At 69.2% G+C, this 25,773-nt stretch carries 35 protein-coding genes and 1 tRNA gene (1 of these 36 only partly in view); 12 read left to right on the forward strand and 24 right to left on the reverse strand.

What is annotated here, in order from left to right:
* Nucleotides 1–119: the beginning of a potassium channel family protein gene (locus tag EI73_RS08600; protein ID WP_034385966.1), read on the reverse strand. It extends 700 nt beyond the left edge of the window; the window shows 119 of its 819 coding nt (coding positions 1–119); its start codon is at nucleotides 117–119; the stop codon falls past the left edge of the window.
* A gap of 49 nt (nucleotides 120–168) precedes the next feature.
* On the opposite strand from EI73_RS08600, the gene EI73_RS08605 reads away from it, so the two are divergent.
* Both EI73_RS08605 and EI73_RS08610 read left to right on the forward strand, forming a co-directional pair.
* Nucleotides 169–1,452, forward strand: coding sequence for a Xaa-Pro peptidase family protein (locus EI73_RS08605; protein WP_051935455.1), 1,284 nt, complete (start codon nucleotides 169–171; stop codon nucleotides 1,450–1,452).
* Nucleotides 1,453–1,478: 26 nt separating this feature from the next.
* Nucleotides 1,479–2,156, forward strand: a complete 678-nt coding sequence (locus tag EI73_RS08610; protein WP_034385967.1) for an SDR family oxidoreductase — start codon at nucleotides 1,479–1,481, stop codon at nucleotides 2,154–2,156.
* Between the two features lie 54 nt (nucleotides 2,157–2,210).
* Here EI73_RS08610 and EI73_RS08615 read toward each other — a convergent pair whose 3' ends face one another.
* Nucleotides 2,211–2,879 (reverse strand): HAD-IA family hydrolase, encoded by a 669-nt coding sequence (locus tag EI73_RS08615; protein ID WP_034385968.1) that lies wholly within the window; start codon nucleotides 2,877–2,879, stop codon nucleotides 2,211–2,213.
* 76 nt (nucleotides 2,880–2,955) lie between these two features.
* Here EI73_RS08615 and EI73_RS08620 point away from each other — a divergent pair, with 76 nt between their 5' ends.
* A complete protein-coding gene (locus tag EI73_RS08620) occupies nucleotides 2,956–3,567 on the forward strand; it encodes a DedA family protein (RefSeq protein ID WP_034385969.1) in 612 nt (203 codons plus the stop codon).
* Between the two features lie 33 nt (nucleotides 3,568–3,600).
* Here EI73_RS08620 and EI73_RS08625 read toward each other — a convergent pair whose 3' ends face one another.
* The gene (locus EI73_RS08625; RefSeq protein ID WP_034385970.1) at nucleotides 3,601–4,572 is read right to left on the reverse strand and encodes an asparaginase; all 972 of its coding nucleotides are present in this window, start codon (nucleotides 4,570–4,572) and stop codon (nucleotides 3,601–3,603) included.
* A gap of 4 nt (nucleotides 4,573–4,576) precedes the next feature.
* On the reverse strand, nucleotides 4,577–5,518 hold the full coding sequence (gene hemC / locus EI73_RS08630; protein WP_034385971.1) for a hydroxymethylbilane synthase: 942 nt from the start codon (nucleotides 5,516–5,518) through the stop codon (nucleotides 4,577–4,579).
* Nucleotides 5,519–5,621: 103 nt separating this feature from the next.
* Between hemC and EI73_RS08635 the strand changes: the two genes are divergently transcribed.
* Nucleotides 5,622–6,923: a hemolysin family protein gene (locus EI73_RS08635; protein ID WP_034385972.1), complete on the forward strand. Its 1,302-nt coding sequence runs from the start codon at nucleotides 5,622–5,624 to the stop codon at nucleotides 6,921–6,923.
* A gap of 46 nt (nucleotides 6,924–6,969) precedes the next feature.
* Here EI73_RS08635 and EI73_RS08640 read toward each other — a convergent pair whose 3' ends face one another.
* Both EI73_RS08640 and EI73_RS08645 read right to left on the reverse strand, forming a co-directional pair.
* A complete protein-coding gene (locus EI73_RS08640; RefSeq protein WP_034385974.1) occupies nucleotides 6,970–7,527 on the reverse strand; it encodes a DinB family protein in 558 nt (185 codons plus the stop codon).
* Nucleotides 7,528–7,587: 60 nt separating this feature from the next.
* A complete protein-coding gene (locus tag EI73_RS08645) occupies nucleotides 7,588–8,586 on the reverse strand; it encodes a tRNA-dihydrouridine synthase (RefSeq protein ID WP_051935456.1) in 999 nt (332 codons plus the stop codon).
* Nucleotides 8,587–8,747: 161 nt separating this feature from the next.
* On the opposite strand from EI73_RS08645, the gene EI73_RS08650 reads away from it, so the two are divergent.
* Complete coding sequence (locus EI73_RS08650) at nucleotides 8,748–9,272, forward strand: GNAT family N-acetyltransferase (RefSeq protein WP_051935457.1); 525 nt, start codon at nucleotides 8,748–8,750, stop codon at nucleotides 9,270–9,272.
* A gap of 10 nt (nucleotides 9,273–9,282) precedes the next feature.
* Nucleotides 9,283–10,032, forward strand: a complete 750-nt coding sequence (gene argB / locus EI73_RS08655; protein WP_034385976.1) for an acetylglutamate kinase — start codon at nucleotides 9,283–9,285, stop codon at nucleotides 10,030–10,032.
* A 23-nt stretch (nucleotides 10,033–10,055) separates the two neighbouring features.
* Here the strand turns inward: argB and purK are convergent, their stop codons facing one another.
* Nucleotides 10,056–11,165 (reverse strand): 5-(carboxyamino)imidazole ribonucleotide synthase, encoded by a 1,110-nt coding sequence (gene purK, locus EI73_RS08660; RefSeq protein ID WP_034385978.1) that lies wholly within the window; start codon nucleotides 11,163–11,165, stop codon nucleotides 10,056–10,058.
* Nucleotides 11,162–11,695 carry a 5-(carboxyamino)imidazole ribonucleotide mutase gene (gene purE, locus EI73_RS08665; protein ID WP_255344508.1) on the reverse strand — a complete coding sequence of 178 codons (534 nt, stop codon included), beginning with the start codon at nucleotides 11,693–11,695 and terminating at the stop codon, nucleotides 11,162–11,164. Before purE ends, purK begins: the two co-directional genes overlap by 4 nt.
* 190 nt (nucleotides 11,696–11,885) lie before the next feature.
* On the opposite strand from purE, the gene EI73_RS08670 reads away from it, so the two are divergent.
* Both EI73_RS08670 and EI73_RS08675 read left to right on the forward strand, forming a co-directional pair.
* On the forward strand, nucleotides 11,886–13,058 hold the full coding sequence (locus EI73_RS08670) for a glutamate ligase domain-containing protein (RefSeq protein WP_156103492.1): 1,173 nt from the start codon (nucleotides 11,886–11,888) through the stop codon (nucleotides 13,056–13,058).
* 63 nt (nucleotides 13,059–13,121) lie between these two features.
* A tRNA-Lys gene (locus tag EI73_RS08675) sits at nucleotides 13,122–13,197 on the forward strand.
* 398 nt (nucleotides 13,198–13,595) lie between these two features.
* Here EI73_RS08675 and EI73_RS08680 read toward each other — a convergent pair.
* The 3 genes from EI73_RS08680 to EI73_RS08690 form a co-directional block, all read right to left on the reverse strand.
* Nucleotides 13,596–14,903, reverse strand: a complete 1,308-nt coding sequence (locus EI73_RS08680) for a site-specific integrase (protein WP_034385980.1) — start codon at nucleotides 14,901–14,903, stop codon at nucleotides 13,596–13,598.
* Nucleotides 14,904–15,030: 127 nt separating this feature from the next.
* Entirely contained in the window at nucleotides 15,031–15,798 is a 768-nt protein-coding gene (locus tag EI73_RS08685; RefSeq protein WP_051935458.1) for a Fic family protein, read from the reverse strand.
* Nucleotides 15,788–16,039 carry a helix-turn-helix transcriptional regulator gene (locus tag EI73_RS08690; protein ID WP_034385981.1) on the reverse strand — a complete coding sequence of 84 codons (252 nt, stop codon included), beginning with the start codon at nucleotides 16,037–16,039 and terminating at the stop codon, nucleotides 15,788–15,790. The genes EI73_RS08685 and EI73_RS08690 overlap by 11 nt, the downstream gene beginning before the upstream one ends.
* 152 nt (nucleotides 16,040–16,191) lie before the next feature.
* On the opposite strand from EI73_RS08690, the gene EI73_RS16695 reads away from it, so the two are divergent.
* From EI73_RS16695 to EI73_RS08705, 4 genes are all read left to right on the forward strand, one after another.
* Nucleotides 16,192–16,608: a hypothetical protein gene (locus tag EI73_RS16695; protein ID WP_231557312.1), complete on the forward strand. Its 417-nt coding sequence runs from the start codon at nucleotides 16,192–16,194 to the stop codon at nucleotides 16,606–16,608.
* Between the two features lie 143 nt (nucleotides 16,609–16,751).
* Nucleotides 16,752–16,925, forward strand: coding sequence for a hypothetical protein (locus EI73_RS16275; RefSeq protein ID WP_156103493.1), 174 nt, complete (start codon nucleotides 16,752–16,754; stop codon nucleotides 16,923–16,925).
* Entirely contained in the window at nucleotides 16,912–17,448 is a 537-nt protein-coding gene (locus EI73_RS08700; protein WP_034385983.1) for a hypothetical protein, read from the forward strand. The genes EI73_RS16275 and EI73_RS08700 overlap by 14 nt, the downstream gene beginning before the upstream one ends.
* On the forward strand, nucleotides 17,445–17,807 hold the full coding sequence (locus EI73_RS08705; protein WP_034385985.1) for a hypothetical protein: 363 nt from the start codon (nucleotides 17,445–17,447) through the stop codon (nucleotides 17,805–17,807). The genes EI73_RS08700 and EI73_RS08705 overlap by 4 nt, the downstream gene beginning before the upstream one ends.
* Nucleotides 17,808–17,888: 81 nt before the next feature.
* On the opposite strand, the gene EI73_RS08710 is transcribed toward EI73_RS08705, so the two are convergent.
* The 13 genes from EI73_RS08710 to EI73_RS08760 form a co-directional block, all read right to left on the reverse strand.
* Nucleotides 17,889–18,344 (reverse strand): hypothetical protein, encoded by a 456-nt coding sequence (locus tag EI73_RS08710; RefSeq protein WP_156103494.1) that lies wholly within the window; start codon nucleotides 18,342–18,344, stop codon nucleotides 17,889–17,891.
* The gene (locus EI73_RS08715) at nucleotides 18,322–18,765 is read right to left on the reverse strand and encodes a hypothetical protein (protein ID WP_034385988.1); all 444 of its coding nucleotides are present in this window, start codon (nucleotides 18,763–18,765) and stop codon (nucleotides 18,322–18,324) included. The genes EI73_RS08710 and EI73_RS08715 overlap by 23 nt, the downstream gene beginning before the upstream one ends.
* Nucleotides 18,766–18,902: 137 nt before the next feature.
* Nucleotides 18,903–19,205, reverse strand: coding sequence for a hypothetical protein (locus tag EI73_RS08720; RefSeq protein WP_156103495.1), 303 nt, complete (start codon nucleotides 19,203–19,205; stop codon nucleotides 18,903–18,905).
* Nucleotides 19,206–19,388: 183 nt separating this feature from the next.
* The gene (locus tag EI73_RS08725; RefSeq protein ID WP_034385991.1) at nucleotides 19,389–19,916 is read right to left on the reverse strand and encodes a hypothetical protein; all 528 of its coding nucleotides are present in this window, start codon (nucleotides 19,914–19,916) and stop codon (nucleotides 19,389–19,391) included.
* Nucleotides 19,913–20,113 (reverse strand): hypothetical protein, encoded by a 201-nt coding sequence (locus EI73_RS16280; RefSeq protein ID WP_156103496.1) that lies wholly within the window; start codon nucleotides 20,111–20,113, stop codon nucleotides 19,913–19,915. The genes EI73_RS08725 and EI73_RS16280 overlap by 4 nt, the downstream gene beginning before the upstream one ends.
* A complete protein-coding gene (locus EI73_RS16285) occupies nucleotides 20,110–20,325 on the reverse strand; it encodes a hypothetical protein (protein ID WP_156103497.1) in 216 nt (71 codons plus the stop codon). Before EI73_RS16285 ends, EI73_RS16280 begins: the two co-directional genes overlap by 4 nt.
* The gene (locus EI73_RS16290; RefSeq protein WP_034385993.1) at nucleotides 20,322–20,615 is read right to left on the reverse strand and encodes a hypothetical protein; all 294 of its coding nucleotides are present in this window, start codon (nucleotides 20,613–20,615) and stop codon (nucleotides 20,322–20,324) included. Before EI73_RS16290 ends, EI73_RS16285 begins: the two co-directional genes overlap by 4 nt.
* Entirely contained in the window at nucleotides 20,612–20,908 is a 297-nt protein-coding gene (locus EI73_RS16295) for a hypothetical protein (RefSeq protein ID WP_034385995.1), read from the reverse strand. The genes EI73_RS16290 and EI73_RS16295 overlap by 4 nt, the downstream gene beginning before the upstream one ends.
* Nucleotides 20,898–21,179, reverse strand: a complete 282-nt coding sequence (locus EI73_RS08740) for a hypothetical protein (RefSeq protein WP_034385996.1) — start codon at nucleotides 21,177–21,179, stop codon at nucleotides 20,898–20,900. Before EI73_RS08740 ends, EI73_RS16295 begins: the two co-directional genes overlap by 11 nt.
* The gene (locus EI73_RS08745) at nucleotides 21,176–21,469 is read right to left on the reverse strand and encodes a hypothetical protein (protein WP_034385997.1); all 294 of its coding nucleotides are present in this window, start codon (nucleotides 21,467–21,469) and stop codon (nucleotides 21,176–21,178) included. The genes EI73_RS08740 and EI73_RS08745 overlap by 4 nt, the downstream gene beginning before the upstream one ends.
* The gene (locus EI73_RS08750) at nucleotides 21,466–21,690 is read right to left on the reverse strand and encodes a hypothetical protein (protein WP_034385999.1); all 225 of its coding nucleotides are present in this window, start codon (nucleotides 21,688–21,690) and stop codon (nucleotides 21,466–21,468) included. Before EI73_RS08750 ends, EI73_RS08745 begins: the two co-directional genes overlap by 4 nt.
* Complete coding sequence (locus tag EI73_RS08755; protein ID WP_034386001.1) at nucleotides 21,687–22,226, reverse strand: hypothetical protein; 540 nt, start codon at nucleotides 22,224–22,226, stop codon at nucleotides 21,687–21,689. The genes EI73_RS08750 and EI73_RS08755 overlap by 4 nt, the downstream gene beginning before the upstream one ends.
* Nucleotides 22,223–25,699: a DUF927 domain-containing protein gene (locus EI73_RS08760; RefSeq protein ID WP_051935460.1), complete on the reverse strand. Its 3,477-nt coding sequence runs from the start codon at nucleotides 25,697–25,699 to the stop codon at nucleotides 22,223–22,225. Before EI73_RS08760 ends, EI73_RS08755 begins: the two co-directional genes overlap by 4 nt.
* Nucleotides 25,700–25,773: the final 74 nt, after the last annotated feature.

Genomic DNA, 25,773 nt, shown 5'->3' on the forward strand with positions numbered 1-25,773 from the left:
AGCAGGGCCAGCCACACGAAGCCCAGGAGGGTCATGGGCAGATCCGTCAGCCGGTCGAGGTGACGAAGCAGCTCCATTCGTTCGCGCCGCAGCCGCTCGGGATCAGGGGGGAGCGTCATAGGGGCACCGTAGCAACTTCTGTGCCTCGCGGCCCCTTATCCTGCCTCCATGACGATTGCTTCCCCTCCTCCCCCCGAACGGCTGCGCGGCGCGCTTCGGGGCACTGCGGTGGACGGCTGGCTGCTCTATGACTTCCAGGGCCTCAACCCGCATGCCCGCACCCTGTTGGGTTTGCCCGCCGGCGTGCACCTCACGCGACGATTTTTCCTGTGGGTGCCCCGCGAGGGACCAGTCACGCTGCTTCACCACCACATCGAGGGAGGCACCTGGGCCGCGCTGACGCGGGGTTGGAACGTCGCCCGGCGCGCCTTTGGATCACACGCGGAGCTGGACGCGGCGCTGCGCGACATGGTGGCCGGCAAGACGGTGGCGATGGAGTATAGCCCGCAGGGCGCCGTGCCCTACGTGAGCCGGGTGGATGCGGGCACGCTGGAGCGCGTGCGCGCCGCCGGGGCGAAGGTGGTGAGCAGCGCCGACCTGCTTCAGGCTTTTCTGGTGTGGTCACCCGAAGACTTGGCTGCACACCGCCGCGCCGCCGCCGTGCTGATGCGGGCCAAGGACGACGCTTTTCGCCTGCTTCACGAGCGGCTCAAGGCTGGGGAGCCCGTGACGGAGCTGGAGGCCCAGGCCGTGATCGAGCGCGCCATCGCGCAGGCCGGACTGACGAGCGGTCACCCCGTCAACGTGAGCTTCGGCGCGAACGCCGCCGATCCCCACTATGAACCCGGGGGCGGGCAGAACGCGGCGCTGCATTGGGGCGAGTGCGTGCTCATCGACCTGTGGGCCCAGGAGGAGGGCCGCCCCTTCGCGGACGTGACCTGGGTGGGGTATGCGGGCGAGCCGAGCGCCGAGTACTGGGAAGCGTGGACGGCGGTGCGCGGCGCACGGGACGCGGCACTCACCCTGCTGCGCGAGCGGTATGGGCGAGAAGGCTGGGGCCGCCTTCAGGGCTGGGAACTCGACCGAGCCGCGCGCGAGGCGATGGGAGAACCGTGGGCGCGGCACTTCCTGCACCGCACCGGCCATGACCTGGGCGTGCAGCTGCACGGCTCGGGCGCCAACCTCGACGACTACGAGACGCACGACCTCCGCACCCTCACGCCTGACCTGGCGGTGACGGTAGAACCCGGCACCTACCCGCGCGAACAGGGCTTTGGGATTCGGAGCGAAGTCAATGTCTTTCTCTCACCCGAAGGGCCGCAGGTGACCACGGACCTTCAGCAGCAGCCTTTCGTGCTGGGCGCGGGCCCTTGGGAGGCGGTGCGGGCGGCCAGTTTCGGAGCAGCGGCGGGCGCCAAGGCCCCGGAAGGGTGGGCTCTTAAGGACGCCTGAAGGCGGCGGACCGTTAGTCTGAGCGTATGGCGAACCTCAGCTCCTCGACAATCATGCTCACGGGGGCAGGCGGCGCACTGGCGACGGCCGTGGCCCAGGAACTGGAGGACGCGGGCGCGCAGCTCGTCCTGGTTGGACGGGGTGAGGCGCTTTCGCGCGCTGCGGACCGCGTGCCCGCGACCGAGGTGCTGGACCTCGATCTGCGGGATCCCGCCAGCGTGGACGCCCTGCGCAAGGTGAAGGTGGACGCCCTGGTGCACACCGTGGGGGCCTATGCCGCCCAGGACGTGCACAAGGCGACCGACGAGGACCTGCGGGCGATGTTCGACACGAACATGCTCACCCTTTTCCACGCCGTTCAGGGCGTGCTGCCCCACATGCTGCGGCAAAAAGACGGGATGATCGTGGGGGTGAGCTCGGGCACGGCCGCCCGCATGAGCGGTCCCAAGGCAGCGCTGTATACCGCCAGCAAAGCTGCTCTCGCCGCCTACATCCTGAGCCTGCACGACGAACTGAAGAGCAGAGGAGTCCGTGGCTGCGTCCTGTACCCCATGGGAGCCATCGACACACCCCGAAACCGCGAGGCGGGGATCGACTGGGACCACCTGATCGACCCCCGCGGCCTCGCCAAGAGTGTCGCCCACGCCCTCACCCGACCCGACCGCGCCCATGTGACCGAGCTGAAGGTGTACCCGGACGCATAGGCGGACCAAGGGGGCACTCGTCATCCTGAGCCTGTCTGGAGCGGGCACGGAGGCTCAGCCTGCGCCAGCAGCCCGCAGCAGCGCCGTCAGCCCACCCGCAAAGCCGTCGTCAAGGCGCGGCCAAGTCGGCGGGAAGGGCTGGGTGCGCGTCACGTCGTTGGGCACCACGACCACCTGCAGCCCAGCGGCCAGGGCGGCGGTCGCCCCGTTCAGACTGTCCTCGACCGCCAGGCAGTCCGCCGCCCGCAGCCCCAGGCGTTCAGTCGCAAGCACGTACAGCTCGGGATCTGGTTTGACCCGGCGCACGTCGTCACGGGTCGCGAGCACCTCGAACAGGGGCAGGAGGTCATGCTGGGCCAGCCAGCGGGTGACCCAGGTACGGTCGCTGCTTGTCGCCAGGGCCAAGCGCAGGCCCGCAGCCCGCGCCTCTTCAAGCACCCCCCGCACGCCGGGCCGCAGGTCCTGCTCGGCGATATCAGCCAGGATGCGCTCGTGCAGTCCGGCGCGCACCCGCTCGCGGTTCGCCTGGATCTGCTCGGGCAAGCCCGCCCAGGGGTCAAAGGCGCCCCAGGTGCCGATGCCGCGCTGCCAGTCCGCCAGGGCGAGTTCGCGCCCGTGTTCGCGGTAGAGCTGCTGCCAGTGGTGAAATTCACGCGTCTCGGTATCGAGGATGGTGCCGTCGAAATCGAAGACCAGGGCGCGCCAGGGGATGGAGGAAGCCATGGGGTCAGTCTAGGACCACCTTCACCCCCACTTTCGGTGGACGTTCTGTCTCCCGGCCAATCGGTAGGCTGAGGCCATGGCCGACTGGGTGCAGAACCTGATGGACAGCATGGGATACCTCGGCATCCTGCTGCTGATGATTCTGGAAAATATCTTCCCGCCGATTCCCAGCGAGCTGATTATGCCCTCAGCCGGTTTCGCGGCGGCACGCGGTGACCTGAACCTCGTCATGGTGATCGCCGTGGGCACGCTGGGCAGCGTGCTGGGCACCCTTCCGCTGTACTACATCGGTCGGGTGTTCAGCGAGGAGCGGCTGGTTCAGTGGGCGGACCGCTACGGCAAGTGGCTCACGGTGAGGGGCGACGACATCCGCAAGGCCGACGACTGGTTTGACCGCCACGGCACGAAGGCCGTGCTGTTTGGGCGAATGGTTCCCGGCATCCGCAGCCTGCTGAGCCTCCCCGCCGGCATGAGCGAGATGCCCATGCCGAAGTTCCTGCTCTACAGCGCCATCGGCTCGGCCATGTGGTCAAGCCTGCTCGCCGGAGCCGGGTACCTTTTGGGCGAGAACTACCACCGCGTCGAACAGTACGTCGGCCCGGCCTCCAAGATCATCCTGGCCCTGGTGGTGGTCGCGGCGGTGGTGTGGTTCGTGAAACGCAAGCGCGAGCAGGCCGCCAAGGCGTAGGGTGTTGCCTGGGGAGTGCGTCTGGCTGCCGCCCTAAAACGCTCCCGCTCCGAACACCCGCTGGATCTCCGCCACGTCCCGGCCCAGGCTGAGCAGCACCAACAGGAGCAGCCGGGCCTTGTGGGCGTTCAGGAAGCTGGCAGGAATGGCCCCCGCCTCCACCAGGGTCGCGCCGCCACCCGTGTAGCCGTAGACGGGAATAACGGGGCCAGCATGGGTACGGGTGGCGATCACAACGGGTTTGCCCCGTTCGGCGCTGCGGGCGATCAGGGGGAGGAGTTCGGCGGGAAGGTTGCCGGTGCCCAGCGCCGCGATCACCAGGCCGTCCGAACGGGCCTCCGCCTCGGCGTAGCCCTCGCCCTGCCAGCCCGCGTAGGCGTAGAGGATTTCGACGTGCGCGCGGATGGCGGGAGGCGTGTAGACGGGGCGCGCTTCCGGAGTGGCGAAGTACCGCAGATGCGCGGCCTCGCCGGTTCGGTCGATGCGCCCGATTGGGCCGGGATACCCACCAAAAGCGTCGACAGCGGTTGTGTGAACCTTGGTGACCGTGCGAGCGTCGAAGATGTCACCGCCAAACACGGCAAGGGGGCCTCGTCCCCACGACTGCGGATGCAAAGCGACCTGCGCCGCATCGAGGAGATTGCCGGGACCGTCCCAGGACGCCTCGGCGGCGTGGCGCATGCTGCCGGTCAACACGACCGGCGTACGGGTAGCGAGGACGAGGTGCAGAAAAAACGCCGTCTCTTCCAGCGTATCCGTCCCGTGCGTGACGACGATCCCGTCATGCTCCGCCGCAAGGCGTTCGATCAAGTGGGCCAGGTCCAGCATGTGCGCCGGCGTGATGTGGGGGCCCGGCAAGCGAAAGGGGTGGTGATCGGTAACGGTGACACCAGGCAGACCCGGCACGCGGGGAGCGGCCTGCGGCGTGACACCCGGCCCGTGGGGATTGGGGCGGCTGGCGATGGTGCCGCCCGTATGAATCACCGCAAGACGTTGGTCCGGCATACGGTCAGCAGGTGCCCTCACCCCTGGCCGCCTCGATCAGGGCCTGTGCCCCCTGACCGAGCATGTCCGCAGCGAGCTCTGCCCCCAGGTCCGCGCACTCGGCTGGATCCCCCGAGGTGGTTGCCCGAATCAGCTGGCTGCCGTCGGGAGCACCCACCCAACCTTCCAGGGTGAGGATGCCGCCCTTGATGCTGGCGTGTGCCCCCACCGGAGCCAGGCACCCCGCCCCCAGCCCCGCGAGAAACTCCCGCTCGGCGGTCACGCGGTCGTCGGTCGCGTGGTCGTGGATGGCATAGGCCACCTCAATGCTGAGGTCATCGTCTGCTCGGGTTTCCAGGGCCAGCGCGCCCTGACCGGGAGCAGGCAGCAGGATATCGGGGTCGATGAATTCGTCGATGCGGTGACGCATCTCGGTGCGAATCAGGCCAGCCGCCGCCAGGATGATCGCGTCGTACTCGCCGGTGCCCAGCGCAGCCAGGCGGGTATCGATATTGCCGCGCAGGTCAATCACCTGAAGGTCCGGGCGGTAGGCGCGCAAAAAGGCCTTGCGGCGCAGGCTGCTCGTGCCCACCCGCGCTCCTGGGGGCAGCTGGACCAGGCTTTTCCTGCCCTCCTTGCCGATCAGCACGTCGCGGGCATCGACCCGTTTCGGAATGGCCGATACCTCCAGACCCTCGGGCTGCTCGGTGGGCAAATCCTTGAGGGAATGCACCGCAATGTCGATGCGCCCGGTGAGCAGGGCATCTTCGATCTCCTTGACCCAAAAGCCCTTGTCCCCCTTCTGGGCAAGCGATCCCAGGGAGGCGCGGTCGCGGTCCCCCTTGGTGCTGATCGTCTGAATGCGAAAATCCGTTTCGGGCCACTCCTCCTTTAGGCGGGCCACCACCCACCGGGTCTGCGCGAGCGCGAGCGTGCTGCCGCGCGTGCCAACGGTCACCGTACGCATAACCGGAGCAGTATAGAGGGTTGCTGGGGGGATGGGGCCAGCCCCCTTTGCCGCCCCGCGGTCATTCGGGTCAGCAGGATCCCAAGCCCCTACACTGCCGTACGTGGGCAATCCATGGTTGGAATTCGGCATCCTGATCCTGCTGCTGATCGTCAACGGTTTCTTTTCCGGTTCGGAGCTGGGCGTCGTATCGGCCAAGCGGTCGCGGCTGGAGGCGGCAGCGGCGCGTGGAGACCGGGGGGCCGCGGCGGCGGTGCGGCTCACCGAGCAACCCGGCGCGTTTCTGGCGACGGTGCAGATTGGCATCACCCTGATCGGCACCATCAGCGCCGTCTTTGCAGGAGGAAGCCTCACCGGCCACCTGGAACCGCTGCTGCGGCCCCTGTTCGGCAGCGCCGCCGGGACGGCCGCCAGCGTCACGGTGGTCCTGCTGGTGACCTTCCTCTCACTGGTGCTGGGCGAACTCGCACCCAAGGGAATTGCCTTGCGAAACCCGGAGGCCCTCGCGATGCGGGTCGCGCCCTTTTTCACGGTGCTGTCGCGGGTCGCGCGGCCGCTGGTGTGGCTGCTCGACATGACGGCGAGCGGGCTGCTGAGGCTGCTGGGGCTGCGGGAGGCCGCCCAGGAAGTCGTCACCGAAGAGGACGTGCGGGCGGTCGTCGCACAGGCCGCCGAGAGCGGCAGCCTCGAGGAGACGGAAACCGAGCGGATCGCGTCGGTGCTGCGTTTCAACGACCGGCGCGTACGCGACCTGATGACGCCCCGCACCGAGGCCGTAACGCTTGATCTCGGCGCACCGATCGAGACCCTGGTGGAGACGGTGCTGACCGACGAACACGACCGCTACCTCGTGCGTGACCCACGCAGCGGCGACGTGGTGGGGCAGGTGGCGGTGAGCGACGTGCTGCGCGCCCTGTACACCCGCTCGCCGCTGGCAAGCTTCGTGCGGCCCGCCGTTTTTATTCCGGAAGCGGCCTGGGCAGAAGACGCCCTCGCCCGCCTGGAACGGGAGGGGCGGCAGCGGTTGGCCGTGGTGGTCGACGAGTACGGCGACTTTAGCGGCGTTCTTTCCATCAGTGACCTGCTTGCCGAGCTGGCCGGGGTGGAACACCCGGAGGACGAAAACCAGCTTGTGCGCCGCGAGGACGGCTCGCTGCTCGCGGACGGCAGCCTCCCCATGCACGAGCTGCGCGAGGTGCTGCCCCTGCCCAGGCTTGGGCGTGAAGACTTCAGCACCCTGGCCGGCTACGTCCTCGACGTCCTGGGCGAATTTCCCCAGGTGGGCGCGGTGGCGCGGGTGGACGGCTGGGAGATCGAAGTCGTGGATGTGGACGGCCCACGGGTGGACCGGCTGCTGATTCGACCGCCAGCAGACTTCGTGCCGCCCCCCCGCTCGGAGCCCTGAACTCGGCTCAGCCTTGAAAAGCCCCAGCCTGAAGGCCGGAGAACGGTCACAGCTCTTCGTCGGCTTCGGGGTCGGCGTCTCCTCCCGCCACCACCGGCGCGGGCTGAGGGCGCACAAAGCGCAGGTAGTCGAGCCAGGGCGGCGTGTGCCCGAGCTGCCGAATCAGCAGCACAATCTGCGCGGTGTGCCGGACCTCATGGGTCATCACGTGCCACAGAAGCTGCTCGAGGGTCACCTGGGCACTCGCCGGGTCGTCCTGAACGAGCTTGACCGGCTGGGAAAGGTCGGGGCTCTGGCCGAGGAAGTCGCGGGTTCGGCGCCCAACCTCCTGCCCGTAGGCGATAATCCAGCTCAGCTCGTACTGTTCGGCATGGGGCGTGATCCAGTCATGCGGGTACGTACTCGCCACGCTGTCTCCCAGGGCGATGCCGTGTACCCAGTGATCCTCGACATCCACCACATGCAGCAGCAGGTCCTTGATGTTGTGGAAGCGGTCTCCCTCGATCAGAGGACGGTTGAGATCGGCATCCGGAAGCGCCCGCAGAAAGTTCCACAGCTGCTCACGCGCGCCGGAAAGATAAGCGTAGTAGTCGTGGACATTCATGGGCAGCTCCCAGCATACCCCGCTGGCTCACGAAACTCTGAGGACTATTTCGCATAGAACTCACGCGCTCTTCATGTGGGTTGTGCAGGGCGCGAGCCGAGCGGGGGCGGCCAGCAGGGGAGCCAACACCTGGGCCACATCCTCCACCGTGTTCACCCGAACGAGGGCGTCCCGCAGCTCAGGATGATCGGGCAGGTACTGCGGCAGCACCTTGCGCAGGGGCCGCACGCTGAAGACGCCAAACCGGTCGGGGCCATAGAACGAGACGTGCAGCTCCGCGTGTCGCAGGGCTGTCTGGGCCCGCTCCTGGGCACTGGGAAGCGTTCCTTCCCCCTGGGACAACATGCGGAAAATCCAGGGGTTTCCCACGGCACCGCGCCCGATCATCACCGCCGCCACACCCGTCTTGAGGCGGGCCCGGGCCTGCGCAGCGGTCTTTACGTCGCCGCTTCCCACCACCGGCACGTTCACGGCGGCGGCAACGCGGCCAATTGCGTCCCAGTCGGCTTCACCCGTATAGCGCTGAACACTGGTCCGCCCATGAACCGTGATGAGCGCTGCCCCGGCGGCTGCCAGCCCCTGGGCGATCTCCACGCTGCGGTCCGTGTCCCAACCCAGGCGAATCTTGGCACTCACGTCAAGCCGGGTCGCCTCCCGCATCGCCCGCACAAGCGTGTAGGCCACCTCTGGCGTCTGAAGAAGGCAGGCACCGCCACGGCCTCTCACCTTGGGCACCGGACAGCCCAAGTTGAGGTCAAGGGCGGCGGGCGCAAACCAAGCCTCCGCACGCGCCGCAGCCTGCGCGAGAATCTCGGGTTCAGCTCCGAACAGCTGCACCACCCGCCGGGTCTCGCCGGGGTAGGGACGGCCCAGCGTGAGGTTCTCTGTCTCGCCGCCCAGCACCAGGCCACGGGCGCTGATCATCTCGCTGACGGTCCACAGGGCCCCCTGTTCGGCGGCGAGCTGCCGCATAGGCGCGTCGCTGTACCCTGCCATCGGCGCGAGCACCGCACCCGGACGGGAAAGGTGACGGGCATAGAAACCAGGAGCGCTCGTCATCCCGCCAGGGTAGCGCGGCTCTTCCCCCTCCACGTGAAGTCCGCCTCAAGTCTCCTGGGCGGGCGGCTTCACGCCCGAAACGGCGAAGGGGCAGTATGCTGCTCGTAGTCCGGCCTATCTTCCTCTGCTCATCCCCGCCCGCCGGACGGGAGGCTCAGACCTTGAACGTCACGCCCCTGGCGCTCCACCACGCTCCCCTGCTGCACACGCTCTACGCCGCCGCACCCGGATACTTCGCGCTGCTCGGCACCCGTGTTCCCAGCCTGAGCGAGGTGGAGCGCGACGTAGAAATTGCCCTGCTTGACCCGCGCCGCCGCCTCGAACTGCTGCACGACGACGCGGGCGAACTTGTCGGCAGCCTCGACTGCAAGTCCGACTATCCGGAAGCGGGCGACCTGACCATCAACCTGCTGCTTATCCGCGAGGACCGGCAGTCGCAGGGCTTAGGCCGTCAGGCTGTCCGCGACCTCGAAGCCCGGGTGCCCCCCGGCACCAGCCGGATCCTCGCGAGCGTGCTGGGCGATAACCCGCGCGGCGCCCGCTTCTGGGAGCGCCTGGGCTATACCTTCGCGCTTGACGCCCGGCCCGTGATGACCTGGTACGCCAAGCCCCTCGCCCCGCTGACACCGCGGGCCAGCAAGACCGCCGGCAGCGCCAACGACGAGGTGCGGAGGCTCACGCTATAGACTCCTTCTCGTGATCGTGAAATACGGCGGAAACGCCATGAAGAGTGTGGAGTTGCGCCGAGCCGTCGCGGGAGAGATCGCGGCGCTGCGCTCGGGGATGCCGGTTGTGGTGGTGCACGGCGGCGGACCGGTGATCGAACGCGAACTCGCGCGGCGGGGCATCACCAGCGAATTCAGAAACGGCCTGCGGGTGACCAGCCCCGAGGCGATGGACGCGATTGAGATGGCCCTCGCGCAGCTCAATAAGCAGCTCAGCCAGGACGTAGGCGGTGCCGTGGGCCTGCTGGGGCGCGACAGCGAGCTGCTGGTGGCTGAGGTGCAAGACCCCGCGCTGGGCCGAGTGGGGCGGGTCACCCGCGTGAATACCGGTCTGCTCAGGGCGCTGCTGGGTGCCGGCATCACACCGGTGGTGGGCTGCGTGGCCCTTGGCCCGGACGGCGAGGCGCTGAACGTGAACGCGGACACCGCCGCCGGAGCCGTGGCCGGAGCCCTGGGAGAAGGCATCGTCTTTCTCACCGATGTTGACGGCGTCTACCGCGCCTACCCTGACCCCGATAGCCTCGCGCCCCACCTCACCCGCGCCGAGGCCGAGGCCGGGATGGCGGCAGGCTGGATCGCGGGAGGCATGATTCCCAAGGTTCGCGCCGCACTGGACGCTCTCGATGCGGGCGCTCCCTTTGCCGTGATCGCGAGCGGCACGAACCCCGGGGTGCTGGCGGCCGCCGTGCGGGGAGAGGCGGGAACACGGGTCACGCCCTAAGACACGGGCTTTCACCGGGGCCCTCAGGGCACCAGCCCCTCCAGCCGTTCCAGCCGCGCCCGCAGTGTCTCCACCTCCGGCGCGACGAGGTTCACGTGCCCCAGCTTGCGACCGGGGCGAGGAGCCTTGTGGTAGAGGTGCAGCCTGGTGCCGGGGAGGGCGTCCACAGCGGCCCAGTCGGGCTCCTGGCCGCCTGCGGTGCCCACGACATTCACCATCGCGGTGGGGTGCAGGGGGGTCCAGTTGGTCAGCGGCAGACCGAGGACGGCGCGCACCTGCGCCTCAAACTGGCTGAGGCCGCCGCCGTCCTGCGTGAGGTGACCGCTGTTGTGGACACGCGGCGCGACCTCGTTCACGAGGAGCTCCCCGCTCGGCAACTGGAAGAATTCGAGCGTGAGGAGCCCCTCGAGCGCCCAGGCCTGCGCGACGGCGTGGGCCAGCTCACGGGCGCGCGCCTCGGTGCCCTCCGGTGCGGCCGCAGGAAAAACGCTGGTGCGGAGGATTCCCTGGCGGTGGGTGTTTTCCACCAACGGTCCAAAGGCCACCTCGCCCCCAGCGCTGCGCGCCACCGCCAGGCTCACCTCGCGCTCAAAGGCAACGAGCCCTTCGAGCACGCAGGGCACGCGGCCCAGGGCGTCCCAGGCAGCGCGCAGCTCCTCTCTGCTGTTCACCCGTGCCTGACCCTTGCCGTCGTAGCCCAGTTCGCTCGTCTTGAGGAGGCCGCGCCCACCCACCGCCTCCAGCGCCCCCACGAGGTCGGCTTCGTGTTCGATGGGGACGAAGGGAGCCGTCTGCGCGCCCGCTGCCCGCAGGGCTTCCTTCTCACGGGCTCGGTGCCGGCTGCGGGCCAGCAGCCCCCCTCCGGGCCGCACGGGAACTCGGCCTTCCAGCGCGGCCAGAGCCTCGACCGGCACATTCTCGAACTCCAGCGTCACCGCATCGCACTGGGCAAGACGCGCGAGGCCAGCGGGATCGGTGTAGGGTGCCTGAAGGTGTTCGGCGCACAGCCGCGCCGGGGCCTGGGGATCGGGTTCGAGCACCACCACCCGCACACCCAGCGGCAAAGCGGCGAGGGCCAGCATCTGGGCCAGCTGGCCGCCGCCGAGGATGCCAAGCGTCAAGCGGGACGTCATTCTGCCCCCGCCGCCGGATGGCCCTCGAAAAAGGGGGCGTCGAGCACCGCTTGGGTCTGTTGCTGCCGAAAGGCGTTCAGCCGTTCCCGCACGGCCTCATCCGTGGTGGCGAGCAGGGCGGCGGCAAAGAGGGCGGCATTTTTCGCTCCAGCCTGGCCGATGGCAAAGGTGGCCACTGGAATTCCGGCGGGCATCTGCACGATGCTCAGGAGGCTATCCTGACCCGAAAGCGCGCGGGACTGAACGGGCACGCCCAAGACCGGGACGCGCGTAAAGGCGGCGAGCATCCCCGGCAGATGGGCCGCGCCCCCCGCTCCCGCGATGACGCACGCAAAGTTCAGGCGCTCAGCCCTCGCGGCATAGCGGGAGAGCAGCTGCGGCGTGCGGTGGGCCGACAACACCCGCACCTCGTAGGGCACCGCCAGGTCACGCAGCACCTCCAGCGCGCCCTGCATGGTGTCGAAATCGCTGCGGCTGCCCATCACTACGCCCACGCGGGGTTCCCCTTGTCCGTCCGTCACGGCCCGTATGCTAGCGGGTCGAGGCGGCCTGGGGTACGTTGAGCCAGGCTTCGGGACGTGAACTGGTCACAGGTGGAACGCGCCGCGCACTCGGGCCGCCGGTTCCCTCGCCGGCCACGCGGGCTGGAGGGCGGCCTACATCTTCACCCCGAGAAAGACATGCTGGAGACCAGGGTACGGCTGGAGCGGGGCCAGGCCCATGCGCTACCTTCACCCCATGATCCCCGAGTACGACTGGCTGTATGCGCGTACCCGCGCGGGCCGCCAACGGGGACCGCAGGGGGCACGGGCGCTGCTGGATAGGCTCGGCGCCCCCGATGCGCGTTTTTCCTCCATTCGCGTGGTGGGCACGAACGGCAAGGGCAGCAGTTGCGCGATGCTGGAAGCCGGGCTCCTCGCCTGCGGAGCGCGGGTGGGCCGCTTTACCAGCCCTCACCTCCAGCGCTACGAGGAACGCATCCGGGTGGACGGCCAGGAGCTGGATCCGGCACGCACCGCCGCCTTTATCGCCTGGGCGCAGGCGCAGGCGCCGAACGCCGCCTTTTTCGACCTCACGCTGGCCCTCGCCGCACAGGTCTTTGCCGAGGACGGCGTGCAGGTCGCTGTGATGGAGGCCGGAGTTGGAGGCGTTTCAGACGCGACGCAGGCCCTGCACAACGTTACGGCTGTTGCCCTGACGAATGTCGCCCTCGACCACGTGGCGACCCTGGGGCCAACCCTGCGTGACATCGCTCTTGACAAGGCCCGCGCCGCCCGTCCCGGCGTCCCCCTGCTGACGACTGCAACAGGGGAAGCGCTCGAGGTGGTGCGCGACGTGGCCGCCGAGGTGGGTGCACTCCTGTACACGCCGGACACACACCCCGCCCTCTTTGCCCTCCCCCACCCACCGCGTCTGGCCGGTGCCCACCAGCAGGCCAATGCCGCCCTCGCTGCCGCCACCCTCCGCACGCTGGGCTATCCACAGGGGGTGGAAGCTGCCCTGCAAGCAACGTACCCCGCCCGCTTGGAAAGCTTCGAAGTCGGTGGGAAAACCGTCTTGCTCGACGGTGCTCACAACCCGCATGCCACCCGTGCCCTCGCTGCCAGCGTGCCGCACGCCGACGTGCTGCTGTTTGGGAATCTCGCTCGCAAGGACACGGCAGCCACCCTTGTTCCGCTGCTCGCTGCAGCGCCCGTGCGGGTCTTCACCGCCCCGGGCAACCTGGCCACGCCCCCCGCTGACCTCGCCGCCCAGTACGGCGGTGAGGCGGTCAGCGACCCCGCCCAGGCGCTGGCCCGCGCTCTGGCGCTCACGCCGCCTGGCGGAACACTGCTCGTCGCGGGCAGCCTGTACCTGGCGGGAACAGTGCGCGACAGCCTCACCGCCCGGTAGGTGGGTCGGGAGGGTCAGGGCCTTGACAGCTTCAGGGCATCTTCCTATACTCCCTTCTGCTCTGGGTCGTTAGCTCAATTGGCAGAGCAGCTGACTCTTAATCAGCGGGTTGTAGGTTCGATTCCTACACGACCCACCAGAAAAAGCCCCGCTACACGCGGGGGTTTTTGTTTTGCCTCACCCGCTGACATGGGCCAGGGGGCCGGACGTGGGCCAAACGTGGCCCATTCATGTTTGGGCGCTGTACAGATATGGGCCAGGTCTTCCGGCGAAGGGGAAGACCCGGCCCCCTCTTTCGCACAAAAACACGCGCGAAAAAAACCCAGCCGTGTATACCCCCTAAAAATCTGGGGACTTTGGGGACCCAAGCCCGTTTATGCCGTCTGGCACGGTAAAAACATGCGCCCCCACGAAAAAAGCAGTTGGGGACTCAAGTCTAAAAAGCCGCGCCCAGACGGGGAAAATCAGAGTCCCCAATTTTGCCCCCCGTGGGGACTGAGTGGGGACTCTGGCCGCCTTCGACTGGGGACGCGGCCCCTACGCCCGGCGCGGGCCGCCCTTCCTGGTCCTGCCGTAGGGCTTCCGGCCTGCCGATGCTTCCGCCTTCGCCTGGCCCTCTTTCTTCGCCGTGTCCCCCCGAAGGGCGGCCAGGTCCAGCGTCATGCCGCGCATCTTGTCCGGCAGGGCATGGGCGTAGATGTTCAGGGTTGTACTTGTCTGCGCGTGCCCCAGGTGGGCGGCCACGGTCACCACGTCCCGCCCGTGGGCCAGGTGGAAGGTCGCCACGCTGTGCCGCAGCGCGTGGGGGCTCAGCAGCGGCACCCCAGCCGCCTCGCACACCCGGCGCATGGTGTGCCGAGCTGTGTCCTGCCGCATGGGCCGCCCGTCCACACTGGGAAAGATGGGCGCATGTGGGGCGAGCCCCTCCCCCCGGTAGCCCTGCTCTGCCCGCGCTTCGAGGGCCACCCGCCGCCGCATGTCTTCGATGATGGCCGCCGCTTCTGCGGGCACGTACACCCGCCGCGCCCCCGCCGCCGTCTTGGGCTGGCCGGTGTACGCCTTCCCTTCGAACTCGCTCCGGGTCTTCGAGACGGTCACGAAGCCGCCCCCTTCCCCGTCCGGCTGGAAGTCTTCCCAGGTCAGGGCCAGGGCCTCGCCGATACGCAGCCCGGTATAGGCCAGAAAGGCCAGGGGCAGCGCCCAGCGGTCCCGTAGAGCTGCCTCGATAAAGCGCCCCAGCTCCTCTGGGGTAAAGGCTTTTACCTTCGCCGCTCCTTCGCGCTTCGCTCGCACAGGCCGGGCATGCTGTGCGGGGTTGTCTCTCAGCAGGCCGTCCGCTATGGCCCGCTTGTACGCGCCGGACAGCAGTACGTGAATCTGTCGCTGGCCGCTGTACTCGAGGGGCTGCCGCTTCTTCCCGGTCAGGGGGTCTTCCCGCGCTTCCCCCAGGGCGGCGAAGTAAGACCGCAGGGCTGGGGGCGTGAGGCCTGCCGCCCGCTTCGCGCCCAGGTAGGGCAGGATGTGCCGCTCATAGAGCTTCCGGTTATTCCACAGCGTTCGTGGGGCCCAGCTTCCAGCTTTTGCCGCCATGTACTCAGTCAGCATCTCCGAGACGGTCAGCCGGTCAGACACGGGCCGCTTGCCTTCCTGCGCTTCCTTCTGCGCGGCGATAATGGCCCGCTGCGCTTCCGTCCGGGTTCTCACGGTCCCCCCCAGTCTGGCCCGCGTGCCGTCCGGGTATTCGACCCGCACGCGCCAGCGAAAGCGGCCCGAAGGTAACTCTTCGACCGTCCCCGCGTGCCAGCCGTTCCGGCCCTTTGCCCTGCTTTCCCCCTTCGCCGTCATGGCCCACAGCCTAAGGCGAAGCCGGAAGAAAGACGCTGTGACCGGACAATGTAGGGCAGCGGGTCACAGCGGGCCGGAGTTGTGCCGTGCTGAGAGGACAGCCCTCAGAGGGCAGGAAGGGGGGGCTTCACGACCCCGGCCCGCTTTCCTCTTCGCCGTCACCTACCACGGCCAGCAGGTCACGCACGCTTGCCAGCACGCGCCCCGTCACCAGGGCCTCGAAGGGGGCCAGGTTGCCGCCGTTGGCTTCCTCTAGCGCCGCGTAATACTCTGCCCGCCCCGTCACGGGAATAAGGGCCGGGGGATAGCCCGCCCGAATCAGGAGAAGGTTCATCAGCAGCCGCGCCGTGCGCCCGTTCCCATCAATGAAGGGGTGAACGGCGACCAGGCCGTAATGCGCGCGGGCGGCCAGGATGACCGGGTGAACCTCGCTCGCCTGGGTGTTCAGGTCCGCGATCAGCTCGCCCATCAGGTCCGGCACCTTGAGGGGGTTGGGGAAGATGCGCGAGGAACCCACCACCCGCACGCGGTCCCGCCGGTACACCCCGGCGTCATCGGATTGAATGCCGGTCAGGATGGTCCGGTGAAGGGCCAGCACGTCATCTTCACTCAGCGGGGCGGGCTGGGCCGCCATGCGGCGCATGAGCCGCCACGCCTCCCGGTGGTTCACTGCTTCCAGGTGTTCTCTCAGGGGGTGCCCGCTGACCGTCACGCCGTCCAGCAGCACTGCTTTCGTTTCCGCCAGGCTCAGCGTGTTGCCCTCTATCGCGTTGCTGTTGTACGTCTGCGAAACTTCCCAATCCGCTTCGATGCTGGCCCGGAGAGACGCGGGCAGCGGGTACGCCTTCAGCCGGGCATTCAGGGTGTCTACCTCATGCAGGAGGTCAGCCGTCACGTTGCTCCCTACCCTTCCCTTCGCCGCCCCGCATCGCCCCCGGTTCCACCGTCAGCCGCAGGTCTAGGGCTTCGAGGATGGCTTGCCAGACTGGGGGCACGTTCCCGCCCCTGCCGCCCGTGTTGTTCAGGGCGCGGGTTATGTGGTTCGCATGGATACCTGTAGCGCGGGCCAGTTCTGCCCGCGTCATGCCCTTTTCTCTTAACCGGGCGTCGACCTTCGCCCGTATCTCATCATTCATGGGCACAGCCTACCACTTCCGGGTTACTACCCGTAAAGGGTTGACTCTCCTACCCGAAAGGGGTAGTATAAGACCAGCAGAAAGAGGGCGACACCCGGCCAAGAGTTCCGCCCCCTAACTGACTCCCCCCCGAGTACACGAAAGGAAGCAACGTGAACACTACCACTCCCGCCCCCGGTACCTACAGCGTCTTCAACCCCCACAGCTACACCACGCAGGTGCTGCGCGTGACCGCCCAGGGCGCGGAAGTCTACGCCGCCGCGTCCGGCGTGTACCCCGCCGCCTTCCTTCGCCGGGCCAGCCTCGAAGAAGTGGCCGCCGTCCTCGCCCACCCCCGCACGGTCCTCTACAGCTTCACCCCCGCGCCCGTCCCCACCATCGGGAAGGCCCGCGCCGCGAAGCTTCACCGGCTGATGGGCCGCGCCGGTATCCCCAGCGGGGAGCATTACAGCTTCGCCGGGGCCGCGCTGAATCTACCGGTCTACAGCCTGGCCGCCCTCACGGAAGATCAGGCCCGGCAGGTGTGGCGCTTCCTATGCGCCCTCTTTCCCCAGGCCCGCGCCGCCTAAGCGCACGGGGGGCCACCCGCGCCCCCCTTCCCCGGCTGGAAGCCGCGCCGCATGACCTGAGACGGCGAAGACGAAGACCTTCACCCCTTCGCCGCCCCCTTCCGCTTCCAGCCCGGCCCCCTCTCGAAAGGAAGCCCCTGCCCATGCGCCCCCTTGCCCTGTGGCTGGCCTACTTCACCGCCCTTCACCTGGCTTCGCAGCCTGGCCCCCACGCCTACACCTTCGCCGTACTCGGTCCCGCCGTAGGCTTCCTGGCCCTGGTCGTGACCCTCGCCCGCTTGACCTCGAAAGGACGCGTCCCCCATGCCTGCCAATGACAGCACCGCCGCTCCCCTCCGCCTGCCCAGGGTGCAAGCCGTGGAAGTCCTGCCCGGACGTGCGGCCCGCCTGACCCTCGAAGGGGGCGAGGTCTTCCACCTGTCCCCGGCCTTGACGCCCCGCGCTTCCTTCCTGCCCCTGACCGCGCAGGGCGTGGCCGTCCTGCTCGAAGACTGGAAAGACCCCAGCGCCCGCACCTTCGCCGTCCCCGCACCCCATGACGCGGCCCTGTCCCGCGTCTTCGACAGCGTGCAAAAGCCTCTCACCCTTCGCCATCCCCTGCCCACCCTCGCCCACGTGGAAGCCCTGCCGGAAGGCGGCGCACGGCTCACGCTGGAAGGCGGCGAAGTGCTGGACGTTCCCGCAGAACAGAACGCCGCTTTGACCCCGGAGTACACGCCTGCCGTGCTGGCCTTCTGCGGGGCACCCCTGGAGGGCCGGACCGTGATCGTGCCGGACCTGCTTCTCCCCGCCGTGTGGGCGGCCCTGGGGTTCGCCAGGGAGGAAGGCGGCGAAGAATGAGCGGCAGAGCACCCCGGCCCCTCTTCCCCCAGGCCGTCACCCTGCGCGGGGCTGCCCTGATCTTCGAGGGGGACGGGCGGCCCGCCCTGTACCTGTGCGCGGAAGATCACGCCGGGCAGGTGCGCCCCTACCGCGTACCGGAAGACGCGACCGTCACCGCCGTGCTTCCCCACCCGCTGCCCACGCTCGACAAGAAAAAGCGGGTCTTCCTGCCCGCTGGCAGCCGCGTCACCTTCGAGACGCCCGCCGCCCAAACGGTGCTGAGCCTTCACGCCGTCCGGGTGGCCCGCGAAGTGCTGGCAGCTCTCGAAGCCTACGGGGAAGCGCGGGAGAGCTGGCAGGCAGCCCGCGCACCATGAAGGCCAGGGCCAGCGCGAAGGCCCGCGCGTAACTTCCCCCAACCCGCCCCACGTCTTCCCTTCGCCGGGGGGCGTGGGGCTTTACTGACGTGGGGGGATGCCGCTTTCCCGCATCACGCCTTCTAGAAAGCCATCATCCGGGCGGCTCTGGTATTCCGCATGGGTGTACATCATCAGCAGGTGAACCGCCCGACTGGCTTCGTCAATCGCGTACATGACCCGGCCTTTCCGGGCTGCCCCCTTCGCATAGGGGAAGTGAAGGTACGCCTTCCAGAACTCCCACCCTTTTAGGCTGTACCTTCCCCGCTTGTCCCCGGCCAAAGTGGGGCCGGGCCAGGGTTCCGGCTCGATCTTTTCCAGCCACGCCAAAGATTGCCCGCGCATCTGGCGCGGGTTCTCCGAAAGTGCTACGGTCAGCGTCTCAAAGATTTCACGCGCTGCCGCGTCTTCCCGCTTGCTCAGGGTTTTCAGGTACGCCTTGACGGTGCGACCGAACTGCGCGGCGGGCAAGACTTCATAAGTTTTGGAAGAAGTCACGTATGTCTTCCCGTGTGCGGAGAACGGCTATGGGTTGCGCTTCCCGCGCTTCCTGAATGGCGTCCAGAGCGTCACGCTGAAATGCGGGGCTGTCATTCTCTGAGAGGGAAAGAATGTCATCCCACAACAGGGAAAGCGTGCGGGCGTAGTCCAGGAAGTCCCCTACCCGGCCCGCCCGATAAAGGCGAAGGGCGCGGGGAGCCGCGCGGACCAGATGCAAAACGGAAGGCTGGAATGTGGCCGCCTCAAGGGCCACCCGGTACAGCGCCGCCCGTTCTGCTTCCGGCAGGGCTTCCCACCGGCGTGGCAGTTCAGCACGAAGGCGCAGCACTTCCCCAGTCAGGGCGCGGTAATTCACGCCTTCGGCGGGCTTGCTTGCCTTCGGCAGTTGCCCAATGTCGCCCAGCATGACCGCGCTCATAGCCCTATCCTGCCCCTTCCTTCTCGCCCCATCCTTACGGGCGTCAGGCTATCAGTTTAGAGCAGCTTAGGACATGGCAGGAAGCTATAGGACACCATAGGACACAACGGGAAAGCAGGCGTGCCGGTCCCCACGCCTCACGGCAGCCCGCGCACCATGAAGGCCAGGGCCAGCGCGAAGGCGTCCGGGGACAGCAGGGCTTCTAGCCGGTCTAGGGCCGCGTCCCCGGCCCGCTCGAAGTCTGCCGCCCCCACGCCGGGCCGGTAGCCCGCCCGCATGGCCGCGAAGACCTGCCGCACCGCTTCCGCCTGGCCTTCCCCTTCGCCGGTCTGCTGCACCGCTGCCAGGGCGCACGCTTCCCCCGTGGCCGCCTCACGCTGCCAGGTTGCCCGGCCTATCCCCGCCCGGTCTTCGAGCCTCGCCACTCTTCGCCGCGTCATGCTCCCAGGCTGCCCGGCCACGTGACACCCGGCGAAGAGAAGACGGTCCCCGCCCGGTCTTCCCCTGACCTGTGGGCCTTCCAAAAACACCGCGCAAGTTGTCCGATATGTCCGGCGCGTAGGCCGGGGAAATGCACGGAACACAACGCCCCCACCGCGCCCGCGTGGGGCCTCCTGCTTCCTTCACGGCTCTGCGCGGGCGGGTCTAGTCCCGTCTTCCTTCGCCGTCACCCCCAGCACGCGGCACAGCGCCCCCTCGAAGCGCCACAGCGCCGCGCCCCACCGGGCCAGCCGGTGAACATCGGGGGAGAGGGGCACGCGCCGGGCTTGGGCGTCACACCACGAAGCGCACGCCTCGAAATAGGCCGCGAAGTCTTCCACCCGCCCGGCAGGGGGGCAGCCCAGGGGCACGCCGTCCGGGACATCGAGCGCCCCGTCTGCCCAGCCCAAAGCCTCTTCCTTCGCCGGGTGACTCACCGGCAGGTCTTCCGGCAACCACGCACACGCCCGCGCCATCCGGGCCACGGTGCCCGGGTCTTCGCCGTGTTCCAACACGCGGGCCGCGTCCTGCCAGGCTGCCCGATCAGCAGCGGACAGCCGGGCTTCTGCCGCTTTGATCTTCGCCCAATTCGCCTCCCGCACGGCTTCGCGCCGGGCCTCTTCGCGGGCTTCCAGGGCTTCGAGCCGGGCCAGCTTTCCGCGTGTCCTCATGCCTCACCCCCGCACAGGTAGGCCCACAGGCTCAGCGCCCGCACGTCCCCCCGTAGAGCTTCGGGCGCGTGCCGTGCCGCTGCCGCCAGGTCTTCCGGCATCACGTCTTTGCGCAGATGTTCCGGCAGGGCTTCCCACAGGCTCACTGCCCGCCCCTGCCGCACTTCCAGGCGCGAGAGCCTGCCGCGTAACGTCATACCGTCCCCCCTTCGCCGTACACCACGAAGACCCGGAGGGCCGGGACCGGGCCGGACAGGGCTTCCACGTCCGCCCGGCACAGCCGCACCCCGGCCCGCTGGAAGATGCCCGGCCTGTCTTCGTCTTCCTGCCAGACGTCCACGCCCTGCCCGCGTGGCCCGGCTTCCAGGGCTTCGAGCCGGCGAAGAAGGGAAGGTCTGCCCCGCCTCACGCCTGCCCCTCGAAGGCCAGGGCGTAAGCCTGCCGGGCCGCCGCCGCCAGGTCTTCGCCGTTACCGGAAAAGCCCAGCCTCCAGTACGCTTCCAGCAGTTCCGCATACCCCCGCGCCCCCTGTACCGTCACGCAGGCCTGGAGGTCTTCCGGCAGGGCCAGGCAGACGCGCCGGGCCAGTTCGCACAGGGTGTCCGCACCGGGCAGCGTCCGGGTGTGCCCGCTGTGCCTGGCCGCCCTGGCCGCGTGCGCCGCTTCCAGCACCAGGAGACGCTTTCTCTTCGCGGTCACGCTGCCCCCCTGCCCAGCCGGGGGCCGCTGTCTTCCTCTTCGCCGCTGGCCCCCTCAAGGGCCGCGATCCGGGCTTCAAGTTCCCCCACTTCCACAATGCGGGCGTAGGCCGCCGCGCCCTGTGAAATGGCGTGAATGGCCTTCAGGCTCAGGGCCGGGTCTTCCTCTTCGAGCAGCTCGCCCGCCCGCGTCAGTGCACGCCACAGCAACAAACGGGCGTCCTCGAGGGTGCCGGGCTTGCCGCGCCTCTTCCTTCGCCGGGCTTGCCGGGCTTCTACGGGGTCAGGGTTCATGGTGTACCTCCTGGCCCACCGTGGGGCCGTCTATAGACCGGGGGGGGATGCCCACCCCCCGCAAGACTTCGAGGGCGTCCCGCTCGCCTTTCGCGGTCAGCCTGCCGCCGCTTCCTGGGCCTGTAACGTGGGCTTTCAGGGCCACTTCACGCACCTGGCCGGGGTGGGGTTCAACCCGGCGAAGGAAGGCCGCCCGGACGGGGAGGGGCGTGTCTGTTTCAGACGGGAGGGCCAGGGCGTAGCCGTGGGGGTTCATCTCTTCGCCGGTCATGCTCTGGCCCCCGGCAGGTCCGGCAGGTCCGCGCCGTTATGGACCGCCCGGCCCACCCGGAAGGCCAGCAGGCGGCCCCAGATGGGCAGGAAGCCCCCGCGCATCAGCAGCCCGGCCCCTTCCAGGGTGTTTCTAGCCGCCCGCGCTTCCCGTGGCTGTGAGAGGGGCAGCCGGGCCAGGGCGCGGCCCACGAAGGCCACGCCGGACACGTCCCCCTGTGCGCCATACCAGTCCCGCAACGCTTCGAGCAGGACGCGGGCCTGTGCCGCCGTCATCTCTTCGCCGCTCACAGCCCCAGCCCTTCGCGGCGAAGGAAGGCACGTGCCACCGCCTCGCCCTGGGGCGTCAGCTTGCCCCGGTAGAGGTAGCCCAGCCCTGCCGCCGTGCTCAAAGCCACCCCCTGCCGCGTGGGGCGGCCCCGCAGGGCCAGCGCCCGCACCCGTGACCGCACCGGGCCGGGGGGCAGCGTCCGGGCGTAGGCGGCAAGACACGCCCATTCCACCCCCGTCACGGGGCCACCTGCCGGGGCTGTGGGGCAGGGCGAGGGGACGGGGCAAGGCGCTTCGCCCGGTAGCCCTGCCCGACGTCCTGCCCCTCTTCGCGGTAGGCCGCGCAACGGTGCCCGGCGTGGATTGCCAGCGGGGCCAGGTTGCCCGGCCAGGCTTCGGGGGGACAGCCGCACGTCCCCATGAGTGCGCCCCATTCCGGGGCCAGCTCGAAGCGGGCGCAGCTTCCGCAGTGGCCGGGCTGTGCCGCGACCCTCGCCCAGTCCGGGCGGGGCGGGCCTGCCTTCGTGGGGACGGGCGGCAGGTCTTCCCACGGGGCCACGGTAGGCGGCGAAGAGGAAGCCGGGGCCGCCTCTTCCTTCGCCGGGCTTCGCAGGGCTTCGAGAAGGGCAGGCTTCGCGGCCCGCACGGCCTCCAGCAGCTCAGCCGGGGGGCGGCCCCTGCCGGACAGGGCAAGGCCGTCCCCTGCCGGGGAAAGGGCCACGGTCACGCCCGCGTCTTCGAGGGCCGTCAGCAGCGCCCGCACAGCCTGGCCGCTCACAGCTCCACCGCCCAGGCTTCCAGGTCTTCGGGGCTGTCAGCGTCCGGCAGGGCCGGCGCGGCAGGGGCAGACGGCGAAGAAGAAGACGGGTCACTCTCCCTTAGAGTCCCCAGAGTCCCCAATTCATCAGAGAAATAATTTAAGTTGGGGACGCACCCAAACGCCGTGCTAGACGTGCTTTCTTCGCCGTGAGTCCCCAGAGTCCCCAAAGTCCCCAGAAATTCACCCCCCGTCCCCCGTGTAAGTTGCAACGTTACGAAATGCCGCCGCACGCCGTCCGGGGCTTTCCTCTTCGCCGTGTAGCGCACGCGCCCGCCCGCCTCCGTCTCGCACTTCATCAGCCCAGCCGGGGCCAGCCGGTCCCGCATGTTGCCGTAGAGCTTCGCCGCGTCCGGCAGCAGCCCAGCGGCCTGGCCCTGTACCGCCCGCTGTAAGGCTTCGTGCAAGCCGTCCGGCAGGAAGAGGCCCCAGTCCTGCCCGCCCTCGAAGACGTGATAGCCCACCATCACCGCGCCGGGGCGGGTCCGGTAGCTTTCTTCTTCGCCGTGTTCGCCCCGGTGCGTCACGCGCTGCCAGCCGCACAGCCCCGCCGCGTCCGCGTCCGGCTGGCCGCCCGTCTTCAGGTCTTCCAGGTACACCCGCCCCTGTGCCAGCAGCCCGGACAGCAGCGCGAGCGCGCGGGCCACCGGGTCCGCTTCCGTCAGGTGTTCACTCTGCCCCCTGGCCGTCTCCGAGAGGGCCGCCGTCACCCGTCCCCACAGGGCCAGGGCTTCGCCTTCCTTCACCGCCCCCACCTTCACGGCGAAGGACAGAAAGACTTCCCAGCCGTAGGCCAGCTCTGCCGCCGCGTCCCCGGTGCGCCCATGCTGGCCCCGGAAGTAGGGGGACAGTTCCCGCACGCGCCGCACGTGGGCCGGGCTGCCCACCCGCACCCCCTCGAAGCGGGCGGCCACGCCCTGAACGAAGGCGGCCAGGGCCAGCGCGTACACGCCCGCGCCCCCCTTCTCTTCTGCCTCGAAGAACGCCTTCGACTTCGCCGGGGAGTCAATCAGGGGCCGCCTGACTTCCACCATGACCAAACGGGCGCGGTTGCTGTGGCCGCGAGGCAGGTCTTCCGCAGATGTGGCGATCAGCCCGCGCGGGTACAGCGCCGCCCGCGTCTTCCGGTCAGCCGTGAGCGTTCCGCGCCCCGCGCCGTCTGCCGCGCCCTGAATCACCCGTGAGGCTGTGCCTTCCAGCCGCGCCCTATCCCCAGCACTCCCGGACGGCTTGAAATCGTCAATCACGAAGAGGGCGTCTTTCACCCGGAAGGCGTTGGATTCCAGCGCGTTCGCCGAACTGTTCCACCCGTCCGGCAGGAACTTCCGGCCCCACCGCGCCCCGTAGTGGCTCATGACCGGCCCCATGAACGCGGTCTTATGCCGCCCCGTCTCACCCACCGTCCACACCACGAAGTCAGCCGGTCCGAGGGCCGCCCGGTACGCCGCGCCCAGCAGCGGCACCGCCACCGCGTCCGGGGCCAGGCTCAGCAGGTCCAGGGAAGCCCGCACCGCTTCGCGCACGTCTTCCAGGGGCCGCGCCGTGCCGTCTTCCTTCTGCGCCGGGTCCGGCAGAGCGTAGGCGGCCAGCCTGCCGCCCAGGTCCACCGTCACGCCGTCCACGCCGCCCGCCTGGCCGATCACCGCGCCCGCCGTGAGGTACAGGGGGCCGTGTTCGGGGTGCTGAATCCATCCCGTGTGCTGGTACACCGTCCGGCGCGGGTAGCCCCGCGCGTTGGAAAGGACCTGTATGGCGTCCCGCGCCTTGTCCTTCTTGCCCTGCCCGGCAGGTAGGCGGGCAACGCCACCCCACTTCGCCACCGGCCAGGCCATGCCGGAAAACTCCGAGGTGGGGACCGTCACCACTGGGGGGAAGAGGGGCGCACCGTCCGGGCGCGTGCCCTCGATCTGGAAGACGCGCCGGGCTTCCCCGCTGCCGTCTTCCTCGATCACTTCCGCCGTGATGAAGGCGGCGAAGTCGGCCAGCGTTTCCACGCTCACCCACTCTTCCCCGTCTTCTTTCTTGAGCGTGAGGGCGCACAGCTTCCCGCCGCGTAAGCCGTAGGCCGTGCGCTTCGAGGTGGGCACGTCCCCCGCTTTGCACCACTGGGGCAGGTCTTCCCCGGCCAGCGTGGGGCCGTCCCGGTCTGCCTGTTCCTTCGCCGGGGGCTGCCAAAAGTGGGCGCGTTCCAGGGCTTCGAGCAGGCTCCGGCCCTTTTCCGCCGCGTACTGTTTTGGCGTGAGGACGCCGGGCCTCTTCGCCGGGTCCAGAACATCGCAGGCGTCATGCGGGGTGAACATCTCCCCCTGCTCAAGGTCCAGGGCGGACGGCGAAGAGAAAACGCCTATGCCCCCCCGCCGGGCCTTCACCTGCCGGACCTGTGCCCCGGTAGACGCGCACACCTTCGCCCAGGCTTCGCGGGCCGCGTCTCCTTCCGGGTCCGGGTCCGCATAGATGTATACAGAGCGCCCCGCTTCCAGGCCGTGAAGGTGGGGCCACGCGCCCGCACTTGCCACGCCCTGCACGCGGTAGGCGTGGCCCTGGCCTGCCGCTTCCAGCATCACGCACACCGCCGCCGCGTTCAGCTCCCCTTCGACGATCAGCGCCGGGCGCGTGGGGTCTGCCATGTACCCCGGCGCACACCACGCGGGGGAGTGGCCCCCTTGCGTGAGGTAGACATACCGCGCGGCCTTGGCCGCCTCGAGGTCCGCCTTACTGCCGGGGTTCCGCACCTTCACGGCCCACGGCTGCCCATCCGGGCCGCGCACCTCGAAGGCCACCGCGCCGGGCAGGATGTGGCGCGGCAGGGTGTACGTCTTCCAGGGGACGCCTTTCGGGCCGATCTTCCCGGCGAAGCGGTAGGCCCTGAGCAGCCCGGAGGCCAGGGCAGGGGCCAGGCCGCGCCGGGCCAGCTCGCCATGTTCCGGGCTGTCTTCGCCCGCTGTGACAGGCACCCACCCGCGCAGGGCGTGGGCCAGGGCGTCCGGGGTGAGCGGCCCCTGTGCAGCCAGCTTCTCCCGCACCGCGTCCGGGTCTACGCGCCGCGTCTTCCCGCCTTCCTTCTTCGCCGGTCTGGCCTTCCTGCCGCCCTTCGTTCCTTCGCCGGTCGGGGGCGTGTCCACAAGCCCCGCCCGTTCAATCAGCAGGCGAGCCGCCTCGCCTTCGCTGATCCCCAGGGCAGACGCCGCGAACGCCACCGCGCCCCCCTCGAAGCCGTCCCCGCCGAACCGCTTAAAGACCGTGCCCTGTGCGCCCACGCTCACCGAGAGGGAAGGGTTTTTCTCTTCCAGGCCGGGCCGGAAGTCACACAACACGCCCCCGCCGTCTGCCAGGCCGCGCAGGTCAGCGCCGGGGTTCACCTGTGCGGCCAGCCACTCCACCAGGGGCCGGGGCTGGTTGGCCGGGTGCCGCAGGGCGTCCCCTAGGGCGCTCACAGCCCACCCCCGGCGAAGGGGGCAGACAGGCCAGGCGTCTTCCCCTTATGCTGTGGGCGAAGCCTCCCCGCTTC

It is taken from the genome of Deinococcus sp. YIM 77859 (genome assembly GCF_000745175.1).
In the GTDB taxonomy this organism is placed as follows: Bacteria; Deinococcota; Deinococci; order Deinococcales; family Deinococcaceae; genus Deinococcus.

Excerpts from the sequence above, each read along its gene's own strand:
- EI73_RS08680 (WP_034385980.1), bottom strand. The coding sequence starts at position 14,903 with ATGACGGCGAAGGGGGAAAGCAGGGCAAAGGGCCGGAACGGCTGGCAC.
- EI73_RS08700 (WP_034385983.1), top strand. The coding sequence starts at position 16,912 with ATGCCTGCCAATGACAGCACCGCCGCTCCCCTCCGCCTGCCCAGGGTG.
- EI73_RS08605 (WP_051935455.1), top strand. The coding sequence starts at position 169 with ATGACGATTGCTTCCCCTCCTCCCCCCGAACGGCTGCGCGGCGCGCTT.
- EI73_RS08610 (WP_034385967.1), top strand. The coding sequence starts at position 1,479 with ATGGCGAACCTCAGCTCCTCGACAATCATGCTCACGGGGGCAGGCGGC.
- EI73_RS08740 (WP_034385996.1), bottom strand. The coding sequence starts at position 21,179 with ATGACCGGCGAAGAGATGAACCCCCACGGCTACGCCCTGGCCCTCCCG.
- EI73_RS08645 (WP_051935456.1), bottom strand. The coding sequence starts at position 8,586 with ATGACGAGCGCTCCTGGTTTCTATGCCCGTCACCTTTCCCGTCCGGGT.
- EI73_RS08690 (WP_034385981.1), bottom strand. The coding sequence starts at position 16,039 with ATGAATGATGAGATACGGGCGAAGGTCGACGCCCGGTTAAGAGAAAAG.
- EI73_RS08620 (WP_034385969.1), top strand. The coding sequence starts at position 2,956 with ATGGCCGACTGGGTGCAGAACCTGATGGACAGCATGGGATACCTCGGC.
- EI73_RS08640 (WP_034385974.1), bottom strand. The coding sequence starts at position 7,527 with ATGAATGTCCACGACTACTACGCTTATCTTTCCGGCGCGCGTGAGCAG.
- EI73_RS08670 (WP_156103492.1), top strand. The coding sequence starts at position 11,886 with ATGCGCTACCTTCACCCCATGATCCCCGAGTACGACTGGCTGTATGCG.
- EI73_RS08720 (WP_156103495.1), bottom strand. The coding sequence starts at position 19,205 with ATGACGCGGCGAAGAGTGGCGAGGCTCGAAGACCGGGCGGGGATAGGC.
- EI73_RS08705 (WP_034385985.1), top strand. The coding sequence starts at position 17,445 with ATGAGCGGCAGAGCACCCCGGCCCCTCTTCCCCCAGGCCGTCACCCTG.
- EI73_RS08615 (WP_034385968.1), bottom strand. The coding sequence starts at position 2,879 with ATGGCTTCCTCCATCCCCTGGCGCGCCCTGGTCTTCGATTTCGACGGC.
- EI73_RS16295 (WP_034385995.1), bottom strand. The coding sequence starts at position 20,908 with ATGAACCCTGACCCCGTAGAAGCCCGGCAAGCCCGGCGAAGGAAGAGG.
- purK (WP_034385978.1), bottom strand. The coding sequence starts at position 11,165 with ATGACGTCCCGCTTGACGCTTGGCATCCTCGGCGGCGGCCAGCTGGCC.
- EI73_RS08625 (WP_034385970.1), bottom strand. The coding sequence starts at position 4,572 with ATGCCGGACCAACGTCTTGCGGTGATTCATACGGGCGGCACCATCGCC.
- EI73_RS16275 (WP_156103493.1), top strand. The coding sequence starts at position 16,752 with ATGCGCCCCCTTGCCCTGTGGCTGGCCTACTTCACCGCCCTTCACCTG.
- EI73_RS16280 (WP_156103496.1), bottom strand. The coding sequence starts at position 20,113 with ATGACGTTACGCGGCAGGCTCTCGCGCCTGGAAGTGCGGCAGGGGCGG.
- hemC (WP_034385971.1), bottom strand. The coding sequence starts at position 5,518 with ATGCGTACGGTGACCGTTGGCACGCGCGGCAGCACGCTCGCGCTCGCG.
- EI73_RS08715 (WP_034385988.1), bottom strand. The coding sequence starts at position 18,765 with ATGAGCGCGGTCATGCTGGGCGACATTGGGCAACTGCCGAAGGCAAGC.
- EI73_RS08725 (WP_034385991.1), bottom strand. The coding sequence starts at position 19,916 with ATGAGGACACGCGGAAAGCTGGCCCGGCTCGAAGCCCTGGAAGCCCGC.